Genomic DNA, 18,780 nt, shown 5'->3' with positions numbered 1-18,780 from the left:
CAGTAATGCGGAAAAAACCGCCGCATAGTACCGGAAAGCACAATTTTTAGCATTAACTAAAACGGCTCTGAAGCCTGGCGTCTCGTTAACAGGCGTTTTTTGATGCTTTTATCGATAATTTTCAGAGGGTTAATTAATCGGTTTTATCGCTAAGTATGACAACTAAAACAGGTTAGTCCATTTGGTTATTTATTATTTCCATCCCTTCTTTAATTGTTATTATCCTCGCCGTTAACCTTATCTTCAGTTTGGATTTATTCGCTTAAAGTCCGCTTGGCTACTGGAACATAACGACGCATGACAACACAGGCCCCACCTTCAAATTTGCTTCCCCTGAACCCGGAGCAACTGGCGCGCCTTCAGGCTGCCACCTCTGATTTTTCTCCCACTCAGCTTGCCTGGGTCTCCGGTTATTTCTGGGGAATGCTCAATCAGCAGCCTGGCGCTGTGGCGGGTGCACCGGTAACGGCCGTTGAAATTCCGGCCATTACCCTGATTTCCGCCTCGCAGACGGGCAATGCGCGCCGCGTGGCCGAAGCGCTGCGTGACGACCTGCTGGCCGCCAAACTGAACGTGAACCTGGTCAACGCCGGGGATTATAAATTTAAGCAAATCGCGTCAGAAAAACTGCTGGTGGTGGTCGCCTCTACGCAGGGTGAAGGTGAACCTGCTGAAGAAGCGGTGGCGCTGCACAAGTTCCTGTTCTCGAAAAAAGCGCCGAAGCTGGATGCCACGGCGTTTGCCGTATTTGGCCTTGGCGATACCTCGTATGAATTCTTCTGCCAGTCCGGTAAAGACTTCGACAGCAGGCTGGCGGAGCTGGGCGCGGAGCGCCTGCTGGACCGCGTTGACGCGGATGTTGAATACCAGACCGCCGCCGCCGAATGGCGTGCGCGCATCGTTGAGGTGCTGAAAGCGCGCGTGCCGAAAGAGACGTCGGCGCAGGCCGCGTTCACCGCGACGGGTGCCGTCAACGACATCCATACCAGCCCGTACACCAAAGAGGCGCCGCTGACGGCGAGCCTGTCGGTGAACCAGAAAATCACCGGCCGCGATTCGGAAAAAGATGTGCGCCATATCGAGATCGATCTCGGCGACTCTGGCCTGCGCTATCAGCCGGGCGACGCGCTGGGTATCTGGTATCAGAACGATCCGGCTCTGGTGAAAGAGCTGGTTGAGCTGCTGTGGCTGAAGGGTGACGAGCCCGTCACCGTTGACGGCAAAACCCAGCCGCTTGCAGAGGCGCTGCAGTGGCATTTCGAGCTGACGGTGAACACCCCGAATATCGTCGAAAATTATGCCACCTTAACGCGCAGCGAATCCCTGCTGCCGCTGGTGGGCGACAAGGCGAAGCTGCAGCATTACGCCGCGACGACGCCAATTGTCGATATGGTGCGTTTCTCTCCGGCTCAGCTGGATGCCGATGCGCTGATCGGCCTGCTGCGACCGCTGACGCCGCGCCTGTACTCCATCGCCTCTTCGCAGGCCGAAGTGGAGAGTGAAGTGCATATTACCGTCGGCGTGGTGCGTTACGACATCGAAGGCCGCGCCCGTGCGGGTGGGGCATCAAGCTTCCTGGCGGATCGCGTGGAAGAAGAGGGCGAAGTGCGCGTCTTTATCGAGCACAACGACAACTTCCGCCTGCCGGCGAACCCGGAAACGCCGGTCATCATGATTGGCCCGGGCACCGGCATTGCGCCGTTCCGCGCCTTCATGCAGCAGCGCGCGGCAGATGAAGCGCCGGGTAAAAACTGGCTGTTCTTCGGCAACCCGCACTTTACCGAGGATTTCCTCTACCAGGTTGAGTGGCAGCGCTATGTGAAAGAAGGCGTACTGACCCGCATCGATCTGGCCTGGTCCCGCGACCAGAAAGAAAAAGTATACGTACAAGATAAACTGCGCGAACAGGGCGCAGAGCTGTGGCGCTGGATCAATGACGGTGCCCACATTTATGTCTGCGGCGACGCCAATCGCATGGCGAAGGACGTTGAGCAGGCACTGCTGGAAGTGATTGCCGAATTCGGCGGTATGGATGCCGAAACGGCGGATGAATTTTTAAGTGAGCTGCGCGTTGAGCGCCGTTATCAGCGAGATGTCTACTAATGAGCGAAAAACATCCAGGGCCACTGGTGGTCGAAGGTAAACTGACAGACGCCGAGCGCATGAAGCTGGAAAGCAACTATCTGCGCGGCACCATTGCTGAAGATCTGAATGACGGTCTCACCGGCGGCTTCAAAGGCGACAACTTCCTGCTGATCCGCTTCCACGGCATGTACCAGCAGGACGATCGCGACATCCGCGCCGAGCGTGCCGAACAGAAGCTGGAGCCGCGTCATGCGATGCTGCTGCGCTGCCGTCTGCCGGGCGGGGTGATCACCACCAAACAGTGGCAGGCCATCGACAAGTTTGCCGGTGAAAACACGATTTATGGCAGCATCCGCCTGACCAACCGTCAGACCTTCCAGTTCCACGGCATTCTGAAGAAGAACGTCAAGCCGGTGCATCAGATGCTGCACTCGGTCGGGCTGGACGCGCTGGCGACCGCCAACGACATGAACCGTAACGTGCTTTGCACCTCGAACCCGTATGAGTCCCAGCTGCACGCCGAAGCGTACGAGTGGGCGAAGAAGATCTCTGAGCACCTGCTGCCGCGCACCCGCGCCTATGCGGAGATTTGGCTCGATCAGGAAAAAGTCGCCACCACGGACGAAGAACCGATCCTTGGCCAGACCTATCTGCCGCGTAAGTTTAAAACCACGGTCGTGATCCCACCGCAGAACGATATCGATCTGCACGCCAACGACATGAACTTCGTGGCGATTGCCGAAAACGGCAAGCTGGTCGGCTTTAACCTGCTGGTGGGCGGCGGCCTGTCCATTGAACACGGTAATAAGAAAACCTACGCCCGCACCGCGAGCGAGTTCGGCTTCCTGCCGCTGGAGCACACGCTGGCCGTGGCGGAAGCGGTAGTGACCACGCAGCGCGACTGGGGCAACCGTACCGACCGTAAAAACGCGAAAACCAAATACACCCTGGAGCGCGTGGGCGTTGAGACGTTCAAAGAGGAAGTGGAGCGTCGTGCGGGGATCAAATTTGAGCCGATCCGTCCTTACGAATTCACCGGTCGCGGCGATCGCATTGGATGGGTGAAAGGTATCGACAATAAATGGCACCTGACGCTGTTTATTGAAAACGGTCGTATTCTGGATTATCCGGGCCGTCCGCTGAAAACTGGTCTGCTGGAAATTGCTAAGATCCATAAAGGCGAATTCCGCATTACCGCTAACCAGAATCTCATTATTGCCGGCGTGCCGGAGAGCCAGAAGGCGAAGATCGAGAAGCTGGCGCGCGATCATGGGTTGATGGAGGCGGTTAAGCCGCAGCGTGAAAACTCCATGGCCTGCGTGTCGTTCCCGACCTGTCCGCTGGCGATGGCCGAAGCGGAACGTTTCCTGCCGTCATTCACTGACAAAGTGGAGGCGATTCTGGAAAAACACGGTATTCCGGACGAGCATATTGTTATGCGCGTCACCGGCTGCCCGAACGGCTGCGGCCGCGCGATGCTGGCCGAGCTGGGTCTGGTGGGGAAAGCGCCGGGTCGTTACAACTTGCACCTGGGCGGTAACCGTATCGGCACGCGCATTCCGCGTATGTTCCGCGAGAACATTACCGAGCCGGAAATCCTTGATTCCATCGACGAGCTTGTCGGGCGCTGGGCGAAAGAGCGCGAAGCGGGTGAAGGCTTCGGCGACTTTACGGTGCGTGCGGGCATCATTCGCCCGGTGCTCGATCCCGCAAGGGATTTCTGGGAGTAACCACGAGAGGTAATTATGTCCGTACTCGATCTAAACGCCCTTAACGATCTGCCTAAAGTCGAACGCATTCTGGCGCTGGCAGAAACCAATGCCCGCCTTGAAAAGCTGGACGCCGAAGGGCGTGTGGCGTGGGCGCTGGAAAACCTGCCGGGAGACTATGTGCTCTCGTCGAGCTTTGGTATTCAGGCGGCGGTCAGCCTGCATCTGGTGAATCAGATCCGTCCGGACATTCCGGTGATCCTTACCGATACCGGCTACCTGTTTCCTGAAACCTACCAGTTTATTGACGAGCTGACGGACAAGCTCAAGCTGAACCTCAAAGTGTACCGCGCGACGGAAAGCACGGCCTGGCAGGAGGCGCGCTACGGTAAGCTGTGGGAGCAGGGCGTTGAGGGCATTGAGAAATACAATGAGATCAACAAAGTCGAGCCGATGAACCGGGCGCTGAAAGAGCTCAATGCGCAGACGTGGTTTGCGGGGCTGCGCCGCGAGCAGTCCGGCAGCCGTGCAACCTTACCGGTGCTGGCGGTCCAGCGCGGGGTATTTAAAGTGCTGCCGATTATCGACTGGGATAACCGTACGGTGTATCAGTATCTGCAAAAACACGGGCTGAAGTACCATCCGCTGTGGGACCAGGGCTATCTGTCGGTGGGCGATACCCATACCACGCGCAAATGGGAACCGGGAATGGCGGAAGAAGAGACGCGATTCTTTGGGCTGAAGCGCGAGTGCGGGCTGCACGAAGGATGATTCCTTATCCCCCCCCTCACCCTAACCCTCTCCCCTAAGGGGAGAGGGGATTGCTCGGAGCCGTCTTTTCTCCCTCGCCCCTTAGGGGAGAGGGCAGGGGTGAGGGGAAAATAAGCACTAGGCTTTCCCCGCTTTCGCCAGCTCCTTCACCAGCGGCAGCATGACCTTCACCACATCACGACTGCGGTGCTCAATCCGCTGCGGCAGCGCGCTGTCAATGTGCTGCTGATTATCCAGCATCACGTTGTGCCAGCTTGTCCCGTCCGGGAAGGCTTTCGATTTAGCGCGTTGCTGATAGCCATCTTTCTTGCCCAACGCCCAGTTTGTCGCTTCCACGTACAGCACCGGAATGCCCGCCTTATCGAAGACTTCCCCGTCGTTGCAGCAGCCTGTTCCGCGTGGGAAAGCAGGATTCCCGCCCGGATTGGTCGTGGCAAAAACGCCATGGCTGCGGGCTATCGCCAGCGCCCGGTCGCGCGTCAGTTTCCGCACGGGTCCCGGCGTACTCTGCCCGCTGTTGAAATAAAGCTTATCGCCGACGATCAGGTTATCGAGGTTGATCACCAGCAGCGTATTTTTCTTCTCCTCAGCGCTCATGCGTTTAAGGAGATTCTCAGCGCCGAGTTTGCCCTCTTCCTCACCGCTGGTAGCCACGAAACGAATGCCATACTGCGTTGGAATATCTTTCATCCGCTCGGCCAGTTCGAGCATCACGCCCAGGCCCGCCGCGTTGTCGTCCATGCCCTGCAGCGTCAGCCCGCCGAGGTTGTTATCCGTATCGGCATCGCTCATCGGAGCGTAGGTATCAAGGTGAGCCATGATAATAATCTGTTCAGCCGCGCGACCTTCATGCGCCGCGATAACCGTACTGCCGGTCACGTTATGCCAGTTTTTCGTTTTATTTCGTGAGGTATAGACGTAGCGGCTGTGAAACGACCGGATATCGCTCTGGTAGCCCATCCCGGCAAACTGCTGGCGAAGATAGTCCGCGGAGAGCATCTCCGCAGGCGAGCCGGTCATGCGGCCTGGAAAGACGGTGGCAATATGCCGCGCCTGCATAGTGGCGATTTCACCATAAGGTTGGTTTTTTGCCTGGGCAGGAAGAATAAAGCAAACGCCGAGCGCCAGGGCAGCGATACGGTGGCGCGTTGCGGAAAACATAGTGAGTCCTTAAAAACTGAGCAAAATAATAACCCGCCTAGTATGAAACTGTGATCGTCCATACACAATTTGAATTGGTCTTAAATGCCCGAAATTTCGCGTGTTAAGCACTTTTTGGTATTAGCTTTTTCACGGCGTTATTCCATTGAGTAACTACTCATTCCAATTCGTAATTTCATTCGGTCTAAGCTGCCCCCTATAGTCCCTTTATTCCTCGTTGTTAGTGAGTTGTTGCTTGTGGACTATCTGCCCTTATTTGCCGCGATAAAAGAGAAGCCGGTGCTGGTTGTTGGCACGGGTGAAACTGCCGATCGCAAAATCGCGTTTCTGCAACGCGCAGGGGCGCAGGTGCGGGTAGTGGCAGAAGCGGATTTTGACGAATCACAAATCGACAGCGTCGTGCTGGTGATTGCGGCGACCGAAGATCGCGACCTGAACCGGCGGATTTCCGACGCCGCTCAGGCCCGTTACCGCCTGGTGAACGTGGTGGACGACCAGCCGTTATGTTCGTTCATCTTCCCGTCGATCGTTGACCGTTCTCCGCTGCTGGTGGCGATCTCCTCCGGCGGTACCGCACCGGTGCTGGCGCGCGTGCTGCGTGAAAAAATCGAAGCGCTGCTGCCGACCAGCCTCGGGCGCATGGCGGAAAAAGCCAGCTACTGGCGCAACCACCTGAAAACGCGCCTGACCAGCGTAACGGAACGCCGTCGCTTCTGGGAACGCGTGTTTCGCGGCCGCTTTGCCAGCCTGATGCATGCCGGTAATGAGACGGCAGCGCAGAAAATTCTCGAGGACGAACTGGATAACCCCGGCAGTACGGGCGGGGAGATCATTCTGGTGGGCGCAGGGCCGGGCGATGCCGGGCTTCTGACGCTGCGCGGCCTGCAGGTGCTGCAGGACGCGGACGTGGTGTTCTACGACCATCTGGTCACCGACGGCGTGCGCGAGCTGATCCGTCGCGACGCGGAGCAAATCTGCGTCGGCAAACGGGCAGGCGAGCACTCGGTGCCGCAGCACGACACCAACCAGATGCTGGTTGACGCCGCCAAAGCGGGTAAAACCGTGGTGCGCCTGAAAGGGGGCGATCCGTTCATTTTTGGTCGCGGCGGCGAAGAGCTGCAGGCGGCAGCCGAAGCGGGCATACCGTTCCAGGTGGTGCCCGGCATCACGGCGGCCTCTGCGGTAACGGCCTACGCCGGTATCCCGTTGACCCACCGCGATTACGCCCAGAGCGTGACCTTTGTGACCGGCCACTACAAGGCCGACAGCACGCCGTTCGACTGGTCGCATCTCGCCCAGAGCCGCCAGACGCTGGCGATATACATGGGCACGATGAAGGCGGCGGACATCAGCGAACAGCTTATTCAGCACGGTCGCGAGGCGACGACGCCCGTTGCCGTCATTTCTCGCGGCACGCGCGTCGATCAGCACGTTGCGACGGGCACGCTGGAACATCTTGCAACCCTGGCGAAAGACGCCCCGATGCCCGCCCTGATCGTGGTGGGAGAAGTGGTGCAGCTGCACAGCACGCTCGCCTGGTTCCAACACACAACCGATGCAGAAGGCTTTGGTTCTTCTGTCGTAAATTTGGCTTAAGGAACGGTTATGGACCAAAAACGTCTTACACACCTGCGGCAGCTCGAAGCGGAGAGTATCCATATCATCCGCGAAGTGGCCGCCGAGTTTTCTAACCCGGTGATGATGTACTCCATCGGTAAAGATTCCAGCGTCATGCTGCATCTGGCGCGTAAAGCGTTTTATCCGGGCACGCTGCCGTTCCCGCTGCTGCACGTGGATACCGGCTGGAAATTCCGCGAAATGTACGAGTTCCGCGACCGTACCGCGAAAGCCTACGGCTGCGAGCTGCTGGTGCATAAAAACCCGGAAGGGGTGGCGATGGGCATTAACCCGTTCGTGCACGGCAGCGCCAAGCACACCGACATCATGAAAACCGAAGGGCTGAAGCAGGCGCTGAACAAATACGGTTTTGACGCGGCCTTCGGCGGCGCGCGCCGTGACGAGGAGAAATCCCGCGCCAAAGAACGTATCTACTCTTTCCGCGACCGCTTCCACCGCTGGGATCCGAAAAACCAGCGTCCGGAGCTGTGGCACAACTACAACGGTCAGATTAACAAAGGCGAAAGCATTCGCGTCTTCCCGCTCTCCAACTGGACCGAGCTGGACATCTGGCAGTACATCTATCTGGAAAACATTGAAATCGTTCCGCTGTATCTGGCCGCCGAGCGCCCGGTGCTGGAGCGCGACGGCATGCTGATGATGATCGACGACGATCGTATCGACCTGCAGCCGGGCGAAGTGATCAAACAACAGATGGTGCGCTTCCGTACCCTCGGCTGCTGGCCGCTGACCGGGGCGGTGGAATCCAGCGCGCAGACGCTGCCGGAGATCATCGAAGAGATGCTGGTGTCCACCACCAGCGAGCGACAGGGGCGCGTGATTGACCGCGACCAGGCAGGCTCCATGGAGCTGAAGAAACGTCAGGGTTATTTCTAAGGAGCCGCCATGAACACCACTATTGCTCAACAAATTGCCAACGAAGGCGGCGTGGAAGCGTATCTGCACGCGCAACAACACAAAAGCCTGCTGCGTTTTCTGACCTGCGGCAGCGTGGATGACGGGAAAAGTACCCTGATTGGCCGCCTGCTGCACGATACGCGCCAGATTTACGAAGATCAGCTCTCTTCCCTGCATAACGACAGTAAGCGTCACGGCACCCAGGGTGAAAAACTCGACCTGGCGCTGCTGGTGGACGGCCTGCAGGCGGAGCGCGAGCAGGGCATCACCATCGATGTGGCCTACCGCTACTTCTCTACCGAGAAGCGCAAATTTATTATCGCCGATACCCCGGGGCACGAGCAGTACACCCGCAACATGGCGACCGGCGCGTCCACCTGCGACCTGGCGATCCTGCTGATGGACGCGCGAAAAGGCGTGCTGGATCAGACCCGTCGTCACAGCTTTATCTCGACGCTGCTGGGGATCAAACACCTGGTGGTGGCGGTCAACAAGATGGATCTGGTCAACTTCAGCGAAGAGAAGTTCGAGGAGATCCGCCAGAGCTATCTGACCTTTGCCGAACAGCTGCCGGGCAACCTGGATATTCGCTTTGTACCGCTCTCGGCGCTGGAAGGGGATAACGTCGCCTCCCAGAGCGCGAACATGCCGTGGTACAGCGGTCCGACGCTGCTGGAAGTGCTGGAAACCGTTGAAATTCAGCGCGTGGTCGATACCCAGCCGATGCGCTTCCCGGTGCAGTACGTGAACCGTCCAAACCTCGATTTCCGCGGCTTCTCAGGCACCCTCGCGTCAGGCTCCGTGAAGGTAGGTCAGCGCGTCAAGGTGCTGCCATCCGGCGTGGAATCGACTATCGCCCGCATCGTCACCTTCGACGGTGACCTGCAGGAAGCGGGCGCCGGTGAAGCCGTAACGCTGGTGCTGAAAGACGAAATTGATATCAGCCGGGGCGACCTGCTGGTTGACGCGCAGGAAACGCTGGCGGCAGTGCAGGGGGCTTCCGTGGACGTGGTGTGGATGGCCGAACAGCCGCTGACCGCTGGCCAGAGCTATGACATCAAAATTGCCGGCAAGAAAACCCGCGCCCGCGTGGACGGTATTCAGTTCCAGGTGGATATCAACAACCTGACCCAGCGTGACGTCACCGAGCTGCCGCTGAACGGCATTGGTCTGGTCGATCTGACCTTCGACGAACCGCTGGTGCTGGATCCGTATCAGCAGAATCCGGTCACGGGAGGTCTTATCTTTATCGACAGGCTGACCAACGTTACCGTCGGGGCCGGTATGGTGCGCGAACCGATTAAACAGGCTGCCGCGACGTCTGAATTCAGCGCCTTCGAGCTGGAACTGAACGCGCTGGTGCGTAAACACTTCCCGCACTGGGGTGCACGCGACCTGCTGGGAGGCAAGTAATGGCCGCCCATGATGAGAACGTCGTCTGGCATCCTCATCCGATCACCGTCGCCCAGCGCGAACAGCTCCACGGTCACCGTGGGGTCGTGCTGTGGTTTACCGGGCTGTCCGGCTCGGGTAAATCGACGGTGGCCGGCGCGCTGGAAGAGGCGTTGCATCAGCAGGGCGTAAGCACGTACCTGCTGGATGGCGACAACGTGCGTCACGGCCTGTGCAGCGATTTAGGGTTTAGCGACGATGACCGCAAAGAGAACATCCGCCGGGTGGGCGAAGTCGCCAGCCTGATGGCTGACGCCGGGCTGGTGGTGCTGACCGCGTTTATCTCTCCGCACCGCGCCGAGCGCCAGATGGTGCGCGAACGCGTGGGCCAGGATCGCTTTATCGAGGTGTTTGTCGATACGCCGCTGGAGATTTGCGAAGCGCGCGACCCGAAAGGGCTGTACAAGAAAGCGCGTGCCGGAGAACTGCGCAACTTCACCGGAATTGACGCGGTATACGAAGCGCCTGAATCGCCTGAAATTCACCTGGAAGGTCAACAATTGGTAACAAATTTAGTAAGCCAATTATTAGACCTGCTCAGACGGGACGATATTATCAGATCCTGAGGCGGTATCGTTCGGGAGCTGTCTTCCCGAACGATCAGTCACGGTCACAGGATTAGCTATGCGCAACAGTGAACATTACATCACCACCACCGGGTCGGAGCCGCTAGCGACCGACGACGAAACGACCTGGTCATTTCCTGGGGCCATCATTGGCTTCGTCTCATGGCTGCTGGCGCTTGGCATTCCGTTTCTCATCTACGGCGGCAACACGCTGTTCTTCTTTCTCTACACCTGGCCTTTCTTTCTGGCGTTGATGCCCGTGGCGGTTGTCGTCGGCATTGCGCTGCACTCGCTGCTCAACGGTAAGCTCCTCTACAGCACCGTGGTCACGATTGTGACGGTGGTTCTCATGTTTGGTCTGTTATTTTTGTGGCTCATGGGCTAACTTCAGCCATAATTCAAACCGTAACCAACTGTGTAACGATATTGTGCAGGACGATTCTGCGGAAAAAATGTGGTACATTTGCCCGCGATGTTGCGGCATCTCTGTTACCCCGGCGTAGTGCTCTGGGGAAGTCTTGGGATGATGATGCCGTTTTTCAGGGGGCAGGATGGGTAAACTAACGCTGCTGTTGCTGGCTTTGCTAATCTGGCTGCAATATTCGCTGTGGTTCGGTAAGAACGGACTGCACGACTATAGCCGGGTGAGCGATGACGTCGCGGCTCAGCAGGCAACAAACGCCAAACTTAAGGCGCGAAACGATCAACTCTTTGCTGAAATTGATGACCTCAATGGCGGGCAAGAGGCGATTGAGGAACGCGCACGCAATGAACTCAGTATGACTAAGCCGGGCGAAACCTTTTATCGTCTGGTTCCGGATGCGTCTAAACGCAATCAGGGCTCAGCACAAAACAATCGATAATCAGGCCCAGGATTACGACATGGCAGTAACTTTTTCGGACGTATGCGCCGTGGTGCCGGCCGCAGGTTTTGGCCGGCGCATGCAGACAGAATGTCCCAAGCAGTACCTCTCTATTGGCGATAAAACGATCCTCGAGCACGCCGTGGCGGCGCTGCTGGCGCACCCGCGGGTGACGCGTGTGATCATCGCTATCAGCCCTGGCGATGCGCGCTTCGCGCAGCTGCCGCTGGCAAATCATCCACACATTACCGTCGTTGACGGTGGCGCCGAACGCGCCGATTCCGTGTTGGCGGGCATTCAGGCCGCCGGAAACGCGCCGTGGGTGCTGGTACATGACGCGGCGCGTCCGTGCCTGCATCAGGACGATCTTGCGCGCCTGCTGGCGCTGAGCGAAACAAGCAAGGTTGGCGGGATTCTGGCCGCACCGGTGCGCGACACCATGAAGCGCGCCGAGCCGGGCAAACAGGCTATCGCCCACACCGTCGATCGCGTCGATTTATGGCACGCGATGACGCCACAATTTTTCCCCCGCGAATTACTCCACGACTGCTTAACGCGAGCGCTTAAAGAAGGTGCGACCATCACGGACGAAGCCTCCGCGCTGGAGTATTGCGGTTTCCACCCTGAGCTTGTTGAAGGACGTGCTGATAATATTAAAGTGACGCGTCCGGAAGATTTACAGCTTGCGGAATTTTATCTTACCCGTTCGACCCATCAGGAGAAGGCATAATGCGAATTGGACACGGTTTTGATGTACACGCCTTTGGCGGAGAAGGCCCAATTATCATTGGCGGCGTGCGCATTCCCTATGAAAAAGGACTGCTGGCGCATTCTGATGGCGACGTGGCACTGCATGCGCTGACCGACGCGCTGTTGGGCGCTGCCGCGCTGGGCGATATCGGCAAGCTGTTCCCGGACACCGACCCGGCATTTAAAGGCGCGGACAGCCGCGAACTGCTGCGCGAAGCGTGGCGCCGCATTCAGGCGAAAGGCTACATCCTCGGCAACGTCGACGTGACGATTATTGCCCAGGCCCCGAAAATGCTGCCGCATATTCCGCAGATGCGCGTGTTTATTGCAGAAGATCTGGGCTGCCATATGGACGACGTGAACGTTAAAGCGACGACGACCGAGAAGCTGGGCTTTACCGGGCGTGGAGAAGGAATTGCCTGTGAAGCTGTGGCGCTGCTGCTGAAGGCGAGCAAATGACAGACTTCGACAACCTGACATACCTGCACGGTAAACCGCAGGGGAACGGGGTGCTGAAAGCCAGCCCGGAAGATTTCCTCGTGGTGGAGGATCTGGGCTTTGAGCCGGATGGCGAAGGCGAACATATCCTGGTGCGTATTCTGAAAAATGGCTGCAATACCCGCTTTGTGGCCGACGCGCTGGCAAAATTCCTCAAAATCCATGCCCGTGAAGTGAGCTTTGCCGGACAGAAAGATAAACATGCCGTCACGGAACAGTGGCTCTGCGTGCGCGTTCCCGGCAATACGATGCCTGATTTAAGCAAATTTGAGCTTGAAGGCTGTAAGGTACTGGAATTCGCCCGCCACAAGCGCAAACTGCGTCTGGGGGCGTTGAAGGGGAACGACTTTACGCTGGTGCTGCGTGAAGTGTCTCACCGCGAAGACGTTGAAAAACGTCTGAACGCGATCAGTGAACGCGGTGTACCGAACTACTTTGGCGCGCAGCGCTTTGGCATTGGCGGCAGCAACCTGCAGGGTGCGCTGCGCTGGGCGCAAAGCGATGCCCCGGTGCGCGACAGGAATAAACGCAGTTTTTGGTTGTCGGCGGCCCGCAGCGCGTTGTTTAATCAGATTGTGAGCGAAAGGCTGAAAAAACCGGACGCGAATCAAGTTGTTGTTGGCGATGCGCTACAATTAGCGGGACGCGGAAGCTGGTTTGTGGCAACGGCTGAAGAAATGGCCGATGTGCAGTCGCGCGTGGACGCAAAAGCGCTGATGATTACCGCCGCGCTGCCTGGTACGGGCGACTGGGGAACACAGGGCGACGCGCTGGCTGCCGAGCAGTTAGCCGTAGCGGATGCGCCAGAATTGCAATCCTTGCTGGTGCGGGAAAAAGTCGAAGCGGCACGCCGCGCGATGCTGCTCTATCCGCAGCAGTTAAGCTGGAACTGGTGGGATGACGTGACCGTCGAGTTACGCTTCTGGCTACCGGCAGGTAGCTTTGCCACCAGTGTTGTCAGGGAACTTATCAACACCTCGGGTGATTATGCGAATATTGCTGAGTAACGATGACGGTATCCACGCGCCAGGCATTCAGACCCTGGCGAAACACCTCCGCGAATTCGCGGACGTGCAGGTCGTGGCGCCCGATCGTAACCGCAGTGGAGCGTCTAACTCCCTGACGCTGGAGTCGTCGCTTCGCACCTTTACCTTTGAAAATGGCGATATTGCCGTGCAGATGGGCACGCCAACCGACTGCGTTTTTCTGGGCGTGAACGCGCTGATGCGGCCGCGTCCGGATATCGTTGTTTCCGGCATTAACGCCGGTCCTAACCTCGGCGATGACGTGATTTACTCCGGCACCGTGGCGGCCGCAATGGAAGGGCGCCATCTTGGATTCCCGGCGCTGGCGGTCTCGTTAAACGGCCACACGCACTACGACACCGCCGCCGCGGTGACCTGTTCGATCCTGCGGGCGCTCGGCCGCGAGCCGTTGCGTACCGGGCGCATCCTCAACATCAACGTGCCGGATCTTCCTCTCGATGAAATTAAAGGCATTCGCGTCACCCGTTGCGGAAGCCGACATCCTGCCGATCAGGTGATCCCGCAGCAGGATCCTCGCGGCAACACGCTTTACTGGATTGGCCCTCCCGGCGATAAGTGCGATGCGGGTCCGGATACCGACTTTGCCGCCGTGGATGAAGGCTATGTTTCGGTTACCCCGCTGCACGTAGATTTAACCGCGTATAGCGCGCATGATGTGGTGTCGGGCTGGCTGGATCGCGCAGGAGTGAACGCGCAATGGTAAACAAACGTGTACAAACTCTTCTGGAACAACTCCGCGCGCAGGGGATCCGCGACGAGCACGTGCTTGAAGCGCTTGCTCAGGTTCCGCGTGAGAAATTTGTAGACGAGGCGTTTGAACACAAAGCGTGGGAAAACGTGGCGCTGCCCATCGGACAGGGCCAGACGATTTCGCAGCCTTACATGGTGGCGCGCATGACGGAGCTGCTGGAGCTGACGCCTGACTCCCGCGTGCTGGAGATTGGCACCGGGTCGGGGTATCAAACCGCGATCCTGGCGCATCTGGTTCATCATGTATGCTCCGTTGAACGGATTAAAGGTTTACAGTGGCAGGCGCGTCGTCGCCTGAAACAACTTGATTTACATAATGTTTCGACACGACACGGTGATGGATGGCAGGGTTGGAAGGCGCGCGCGCCGTTTGACGCGATCATCGTGACGGCGGCCCCGCCTGAAATTCCTGCGGCCCTGTTGTCGCAGCTGGATGAGGGGGGCATTCTTGTTCTGCCCGTCGGGGACGAGCAGCAGCTTTTGAAGCGCGTTCGTCGGCGCGGCGGCGAGTTTATTATCGACACCGTGGAAGCCGTGCGCTTTGTGCCTCTGGTCAAGGGGGAGTTGGCCTGAGACTCGGAATTATCCAGGGTTATTAAGGCAAATTCAGCGTATGGTGTGGCGCGAAAGATTCGTGCCATCACGGTAAATTTTAAGTCACTGGTAGTTAACACATTCCTGGGGGATAAATGAGCGCGGGAAGCCCTAAATTCACCATCAGCCGTGTTGCGGCATTATCACTGGTTTCGCTCTGGCTGGCAGGCTGTACAAGTTCTAATAACGCGCCTGCGCCCGTCAGTTCTGTCGGCGGAAACAGCGGCTCGGGTAACACGTCCGGCGGAATGTTGATCACTCCTCCGCCTAAAATGGGTACCTCTACGGCGCAACAAAATCCGCCAATCCAGCCGGTTCAGCGTCCAATGACGCAGCCGACGCAGATTCAGCCAGTGGAACAGCCTGTTCAGACCCAGAATGGCCGCATAGTCTATAACCGTCAGTATGGGAACATTCCGAAAGGCAGCTATACCGGTGGCAGCACCTATACCGTGAAACGCGGGGATACGCTGTTCTACATTGCGTGGATCACCGGGAACGATTTCCGTGACCTCGCGCAGCGCAATAACGTCCAGGCCCCATACGGTCTGGAAGTTGGGCAAACGCTCCAGGTTGGCAACGCGACGGGCACGCCGCTTACGCCTGGCAACACCGTTTCAGCGGCCGATGTGACGGCTCAAAATAACAGCGTTAAGCCTGCACAAAAATCCACCACGGTGGTTGCTTCACAACCTGTAATTACGTATTCTGAGGATTCAGGTGATCAGACTGCTAACAAAATGTTGCCGAATAATAAAGGGACTGCGACTGTTGTCACAGCACCGGTAACGGCACCTGTGGTTAGCTCTACTGAACCGACTGCCAGCAGTATGACCTCCAGTTCGCCAATCTCTGCATGGCGCTGGCCAACTGACGGCAAGGTTATCGAGAACTTCTCTTCCTCCGAGGGGGGAAATAAAGGGATCGATATCGCAGGGAGTAAAGGACAGGCTATCATCGCGACCGCAGACGGGCGCGTTGTGTATGCCGGTAACGCTCTGCGCGGTTACGGTAATCTTATTATCATCAAACATAACGATGATTACCTGAGTGCCTACGCCCATAACGACACAATGCTGGTCCGGGAACAACAAGAAGTTAAGGCGGGGCAAAAAATCGCTACCATGGGTAGCACCGGAACCAGTTCTACACGCTTGCATTTTGAAATTCGTTACAAGGGGAAATCCGTAAACCCGCTGCAGTATTTGCCGCAGCGATAATTTGACGGGGCATGCCAGCCAGGGTGTCTCGTTCAGGGATCACGGGTAGGAGCCACCTTATGAGTCAGAATACGCTGAAAGTTCATGATTTAAATGAAGACGCGGAATTTGATGAGAACGGAGTAGAGGCTTTTGACGAAAAAGCCTTAGTAGAAGAGGAACCCAGTGATAACGATTTGGCTGAAGAAGAGCTGTTATCGCAGGGTGCCACACAGCGTGTACTGGACGCGACTCAGCTTTACCTTGGGGAGATTGGTTACTCCCCACTGCTAACGGCCGAAGAAGAAGTCTATTTCGCACGTCGTGCTTTGCGTGGTGATGTAGCCTCGCGTCGTCGCATGATTGAAAGTAACCTGCGACTGGTCGTGAAAATTGCCCGCCGTTACGGCAATCGTGGTCTGGCTCTGCTGGATCTGATTGAAGAGGGCAACTTAGGTCTCATCCGCGCAGTTGAGAAGTTTGACCCGGAACGCGGGTTCCGTTTCTCAACCTACGCGACCTGGTGGATTCGTCAGACCATCGAACGGGCTATTATGAACCAGACCCGTACGATCCGCCTGCCGATTCACATCGTCAAAGAGTTGAACGTTTATCTGCGCACCGCGCGCGAGTTGTCCCATAAACTGGACCACGAGCCAAGCGCAGAAGAAATTGCCGAACAACTCGATAAACCGGTTGATGACGTAAGCCGTATGCTGCGTCTCAACGAGCGCATTACCTCCGTTGACACCCCGCTGGGTGGCGACTCCGAAAAAGCGCTGCTGGACATCCTGGCCGATGAAAAAGACAACGGTCCGGAAGACACCACGCAGGACGATGACATGAAGCAGAGCATCGTCAAATGGCTGTTCGAACTGAACGCCAAACAGCGTGAAGTGCTGGCACGTCGTTTCGGTTTACTGGGGTATGAAGCTGCGACACTGGAAGACGTCGGCCGCGAAATTGGCCTGACCCGTGAACGTGTTCGTCAAATTCAGGTTGAAGGTCTGCGCCGCCTGCGTGAAATCCTGCAGGGGCAAGGTCTGAACATCGAAGCGCTGTTCCGTGAATAAGCAACCTTTCGTCAAAAAAGGCCCGTCGTGAGACGGGCCTTTTTCTTTTGCGCTACGGCTTAGCCGTTTCGTGCAGCAGACGCCACACTATCCGATCGCCTTCCTGATTGAGCACCGCGGTTGACCAGCGCACGTTGACGGGCAGGTCCGGCCGGGTTTGCGTCTCATGGTAGTGGAGCACCGCGCCACGATCCCAGCGCTGGATCGTGGACAATTCGTCAATGACGATCTTCAGTCCTGGACGGCTTCCGCGCTGGTTTTCCAGAAAACTGGCAAGACCGATATAGTCGATCTGAACGCCGCCCGGCGGGATCATCAGAAAATCCGGGCTGAAGCGGGCGAGCAGGGCGTCGGGATCTCCTTCACCTTTGCCTAACCAGTTTTCAAGCGCAATGTGGAGGTCGATAATGTCGTGTTCGAAAGGCGTCATGAATTCTCCTGTCGCAGCTGGGTGAGCACCTGCGTATTGTTAAGACGAAAAACGTACAGTACAGGCAGAAAGGTCATGCCTGCGGCAAAAATAAACATCCCGTGCCAGGCCGCGAGCGGTGGCAGCCAGGCCTGCGCCAGGCTCAGCGCCTGCGCCAGCAGCAGGGCGCCGGCAAAAAAGCTCAGCTGCCGATTAAGATTCCACAGCGCGCTGGCATCCGGCATCTCTTCCCGGCGCGTCGTCAGAAAAGCGCTGCTTTGAGCCGTACTGCTGCACAGGCTTCCCCCCGCGCCCATCAGGGTAAACGCAACGGCAGGCAGCAGCGTCGCCGAACTGACGTTAATCAAAAGCAGAATACCCGTCGCCTGCAGCAGGCAACCGATGACGATCAGCGGTCGGGGGCCGATACGGTTAAAATAGCGTCCCGTTGCCGTGATGGCGATAAACGATGCCACGGACCACGGCAGCATGAGCATCCCCGTTGCGGCTGGGCTCATGTTCGCCACATGCTGAAGATAAAACATGCCCGTGACGTTCACCCCAATAAACATGCCGGGTACGCAGATATAGACAAGCATGGAAAAACGCAAAAGCGGGTCCGCGAGCAACGACAGGTTTAGCAGTCTGGCCGCTTTCATCGCGGGCATTTCGTGTTTAAGCCACAGGCAGGCCAAAACAAAGGTCACGATAGCGACCGGTAGCGTGGCGAAAAATATCCATCGCCAGCTGAGCGTCTGCACCAGCAGTCCTCCGATAGCAGGAGAGCAGGCCGGGGCAAGCAACGCCACCAGCATCACCGCCGAGGAGAGTCGGGCACGCTCGTGAGGCTTAAACTGTTGCCAGGTCAGCGCCTGTCCGACGGGGATCAGTAAGCCCCCTCCCACGCCCTGGAGTACTCGCCAGGCGATCAGACTTTCAAGCGTTGCAGACAGGCCCGCCGCAGCGGAGGCTGCGCTGAACAGAAAAAGCGAGAGCAGTATGACTCGCTTTGGCCCGATGCGGCGCGTGAGCACGCTGCTAAACGGGATCACCAGCGTCAGGCCGGCAATGTACCCGTTACTGACCCAGGCAAGGGCTGAAGGCGTGGTGTTAAAGGCGTGAGCCATTGCCGGGAAGGCGACGCTGGCAATGAACATGTTGATCAAATCAAGAAAAAAGCCAAGCAGGTAAACAACGGCGACTTTGCTGCGATACGTCATGGTGGATCCTCCGGTGAGGTGGCGTATCGTATCGATCCGGGAAGAACGGATAAACCTGACAAAGCGCGATATACTGTCAAAAATATTTTGACAGTAAAA

Annotated in this window: 19 protein-coding genes; 16 read left to right on the top strand and 3 right to left on the bottom strand. The window is 57.5% G+C overall.

From position 1 onward, the window contains the following. Nucleotides 1-297: 297 nt before the first annotated feature. The 3 genes from cysJ to cysH are packed head-to-tail and all read left to right on the top strand — an operon-like array spanning nucleotide 298 to nucleotide 4,565. Complete coding sequence (cysJ, locus tag ACWKXN_RS14430; RefSeq protein ID WP_033146415.1) at nucleotides 298-2,103, top strand: NADPH-dependent assimilatory sulfite reductase flavoprotein subunit; 1,806 nt, start codon at nucleotides 298-300, stop codon at nucleotides 2,101-2,103. Beyond that, nucleotides 2,103-3,815, top strand: a complete 1,713-nt coding sequence (gene cysI, locus ACWKXN_RS14425; protein WP_320717428.1) for an assimilatory sulfite reductase (NADPH) hemoprotein subunit — start codon at nucleotides 2,103-2,105, stop codon at nucleotides 3,813-3,815. The genes cysJ and cysI overlap by 1 nt, the downstream gene beginning before the upstream one ends. A 15-nt stretch (nucleotides 3,816-3,830) precedes the next feature. After that, entirely contained in the window at nucleotides 3,831-4,565 is a 735-nt protein-coding gene (gene cysH, locus ACWKXN_RS14420; RefSeq protein WP_182931142.1) for a phosphoadenosine phosphosulfate reductase, read from the top strand. 117 nt (nucleotides 4,566-4,682) lie between these two features. Here the strand turns inward: cysH and ACWKXN_RS14415 are convergent, their stop codons facing one another. Continuing rightward, nucleotides 4,683-5,726, bottom strand: coding sequence for an aminopeptidase (locus tag ACWKXN_RS14415; protein ID WP_047650262.1), 1,044 nt, complete (start codon nucleotides 5,724-5,726; stop codon nucleotides 4,683-4,685). Between the two features lie 237 nt (nucleotides 5,727-5,963). Between ACWKXN_RS14415 and cysG the strand changes: the two genes are divergently transcribed. The 13 genes from cysG to rpoS all read left to right on the top strand — a co-directional run bounded on the left by cysG (nucleotide 5,964) and on the right by rpoS (nucleotide 17,052). Further along, the gene (gene cysG, locus ACWKXN_RS14410; protein ID WP_454543951.1) at nucleotides 5,964-7,322 is read left to right on the top strand and encodes a siroheme synthase CysG; all 1,359 of its coding nucleotides are present in this window, start codon (nucleotides 5,964-5,966) and stop codon (nucleotides 7,320-7,322) included. 9 nt (nucleotides 7,323-7,331) lie between these two features. Next, nucleotides 7,332-8,240: a sulfate adenylyltransferase subunit CysD gene (gene cysD, locus ACWKXN_RS14405; RefSeq protein WP_010434549.1), complete on the top strand. Its 909-nt coding sequence runs from the start codon at nucleotides 7,332-7,334 to the stop codon at nucleotides 8,238-8,240. Between the two features lie 9 nt (nucleotides 8,241-8,249). Beyond that, nucleotides 8,250-9,674, top strand: a complete 1,425-nt coding sequence (cysN, locus tag ACWKXN_RS14400; RefSeq protein ID WP_023308996.1) for a sulfate adenylyltransferase subunit CysN — start codon at nucleotides 8,250-8,252, stop codon at nucleotides 9,672-9,674. Next, a complete protein-coding gene (gene cysC / locus ACWKXN_RS14395; RefSeq protein ID WP_087823270.1) occupies nucleotides 9,674-10,279 on the top strand; it encodes an adenylyl-sulfate kinase in 606 nt (201 codons plus the stop codon). The genes cysN and cysC overlap by 1 nt, the downstream gene beginning before the upstream one ends. A gap of 58 nt (nucleotides 10,280-10,337) precedes the next feature. Then, nucleotides 10,338-10,664, top strand: a complete 327-nt coding sequence (locus ACWKXN_RS14390; RefSeq protein ID WP_008499610.1) for a DUF3561 family protein — start codon at nucleotides 10,338-10,340, stop codon at nucleotides 10,662-10,664. A gap of 166 nt (nucleotides 10,665-10,830) precedes the next feature. Next, nucleotides 10,831-11,142: a cell division protein FtsB gene (gene ftsB / locus ACWKXN_RS14385; protein ID WP_008499609.1), complete on the top strand. Its 312-nt coding sequence runs from the start codon at nucleotides 10,831-10,833 to the stop codon at nucleotides 11,140-11,142. A 19-nt stretch (nucleotides 11,143-11,161) separates the two neighbouring features. Next, nucleotides 11,162-11,872 (top strand): 2-C-methyl-D-erythritol 4-phosphate cytidylyltransferase, encoded by a 711-nt coding sequence (gene ispD, locus ACWKXN_RS14380; RefSeq protein WP_454543950.1) that lies wholly within the window; start codon nucleotides 11,162-11,164, stop codon nucleotides 11,870-11,872. Next, complete coding sequence (ispF, locus tag ACWKXN_RS14375; protein ID WP_032660285.1) at nucleotides 11,872-12,351, top strand: 2-C-methyl-D-erythritol 2,4-cyclodiphosphate synthase; 480 nt, start codon at nucleotides 11,872-11,874, stop codon at nucleotides 12,349-12,351. The genes ispD and ispF overlap by 1 nt, the downstream gene beginning before the upstream one ends. Further along, entirely contained in the window at nucleotides 12,348-13,397 is a 1,050-nt protein-coding gene (gene truD, locus ACWKXN_RS14370) for a tRNA pseudouridine(13) synthase TruD (protein ID WP_454543949.1), read from the top strand. Before ispF ends, truD begins: the two co-directional genes overlap by 4 nt. Then, complete coding sequence (gene surE, locus ACWKXN_RS14365; RefSeq protein ID WP_023308990.1) at nucleotides 13,378-14,139, top strand: 5'/3'-nucleotidase SurE; 762 nt, start codon at nucleotides 13,378-13,380, stop codon at nucleotides 14,137-14,139. Before truD ends, surE begins: the two co-directional genes overlap by 20 nt. Beyond that, nucleotides 14,133-14,759, top strand: a complete 627-nt coding sequence (locus ACWKXN_RS14360; protein ID WP_023333224.1) for a protein-L-isoaspartate(D-aspartate) O-methyltransferase — start codon at nucleotides 14,133-14,135, stop codon at nucleotides 14,757-14,759. Before surE ends, ACWKXN_RS14360 begins: the two co-directional genes overlap by 7 nt. 116 nt (nucleotides 14,760-14,875) lie before the next feature. Next, nucleotides 14,876-16,000: a murein hydrolase activator NlpD gene (gene nlpD / locus ACWKXN_RS14355; RefSeq protein WP_033146405.1), complete on the top strand. Its 1,125-nt coding sequence runs from the start codon at nucleotides 14,876-14,878 to the stop codon at nucleotides 15,998-16,000. 59 nt (nucleotides 16,001-16,059) lie between these two features. Beyond that, nucleotides 16,060-17,052, top strand: coding sequence for an RNA polymerase sigma factor RpoS (gene rpoS / locus ACWKXN_RS14350; protein ID WP_008499600.1), 993 nt, complete (start codon nucleotides 16,060-16,062; stop codon nucleotides 17,050-17,052). A gap of 52 nt (nucleotides 17,053-17,104) precedes the next feature. Here the strand turns inward: rpoS and ACWKXN_RS14345 are convergent, their stop codons facing one another. After that, nucleotides 17,105-17,482, bottom strand: a complete 378-nt coding sequence (locus ACWKXN_RS14345) for a DUF4440 domain-containing protein (protein WP_454543948.1) — start codon at nucleotides 17,480-17,482, stop codon at nucleotides 17,105-17,107. Continuing rightward, on the bottom strand, nucleotides 17,479-18,681 hold the full coding sequence (locus ACWKXN_RS14340; protein WP_454543947.1) for an MFS transporter: 1,203 nt from the start codon (nucleotides 18,679-18,681) through the stop codon (nucleotides 17,479-17,481). Before ACWKXN_RS14340 ends, ACWKXN_RS14345 begins: the two co-directional genes overlap by 4 nt. Between the last annotated feature and the right edge of the window lie 99 nt (nucleotides 18,682-18,780).

It is taken from the genome of Enterobacter sp. UPMP2060 (assembly GCF_053709655.1).
This window is presented reverse-complemented; position numbering and strand designations above follow the sequence as displayed.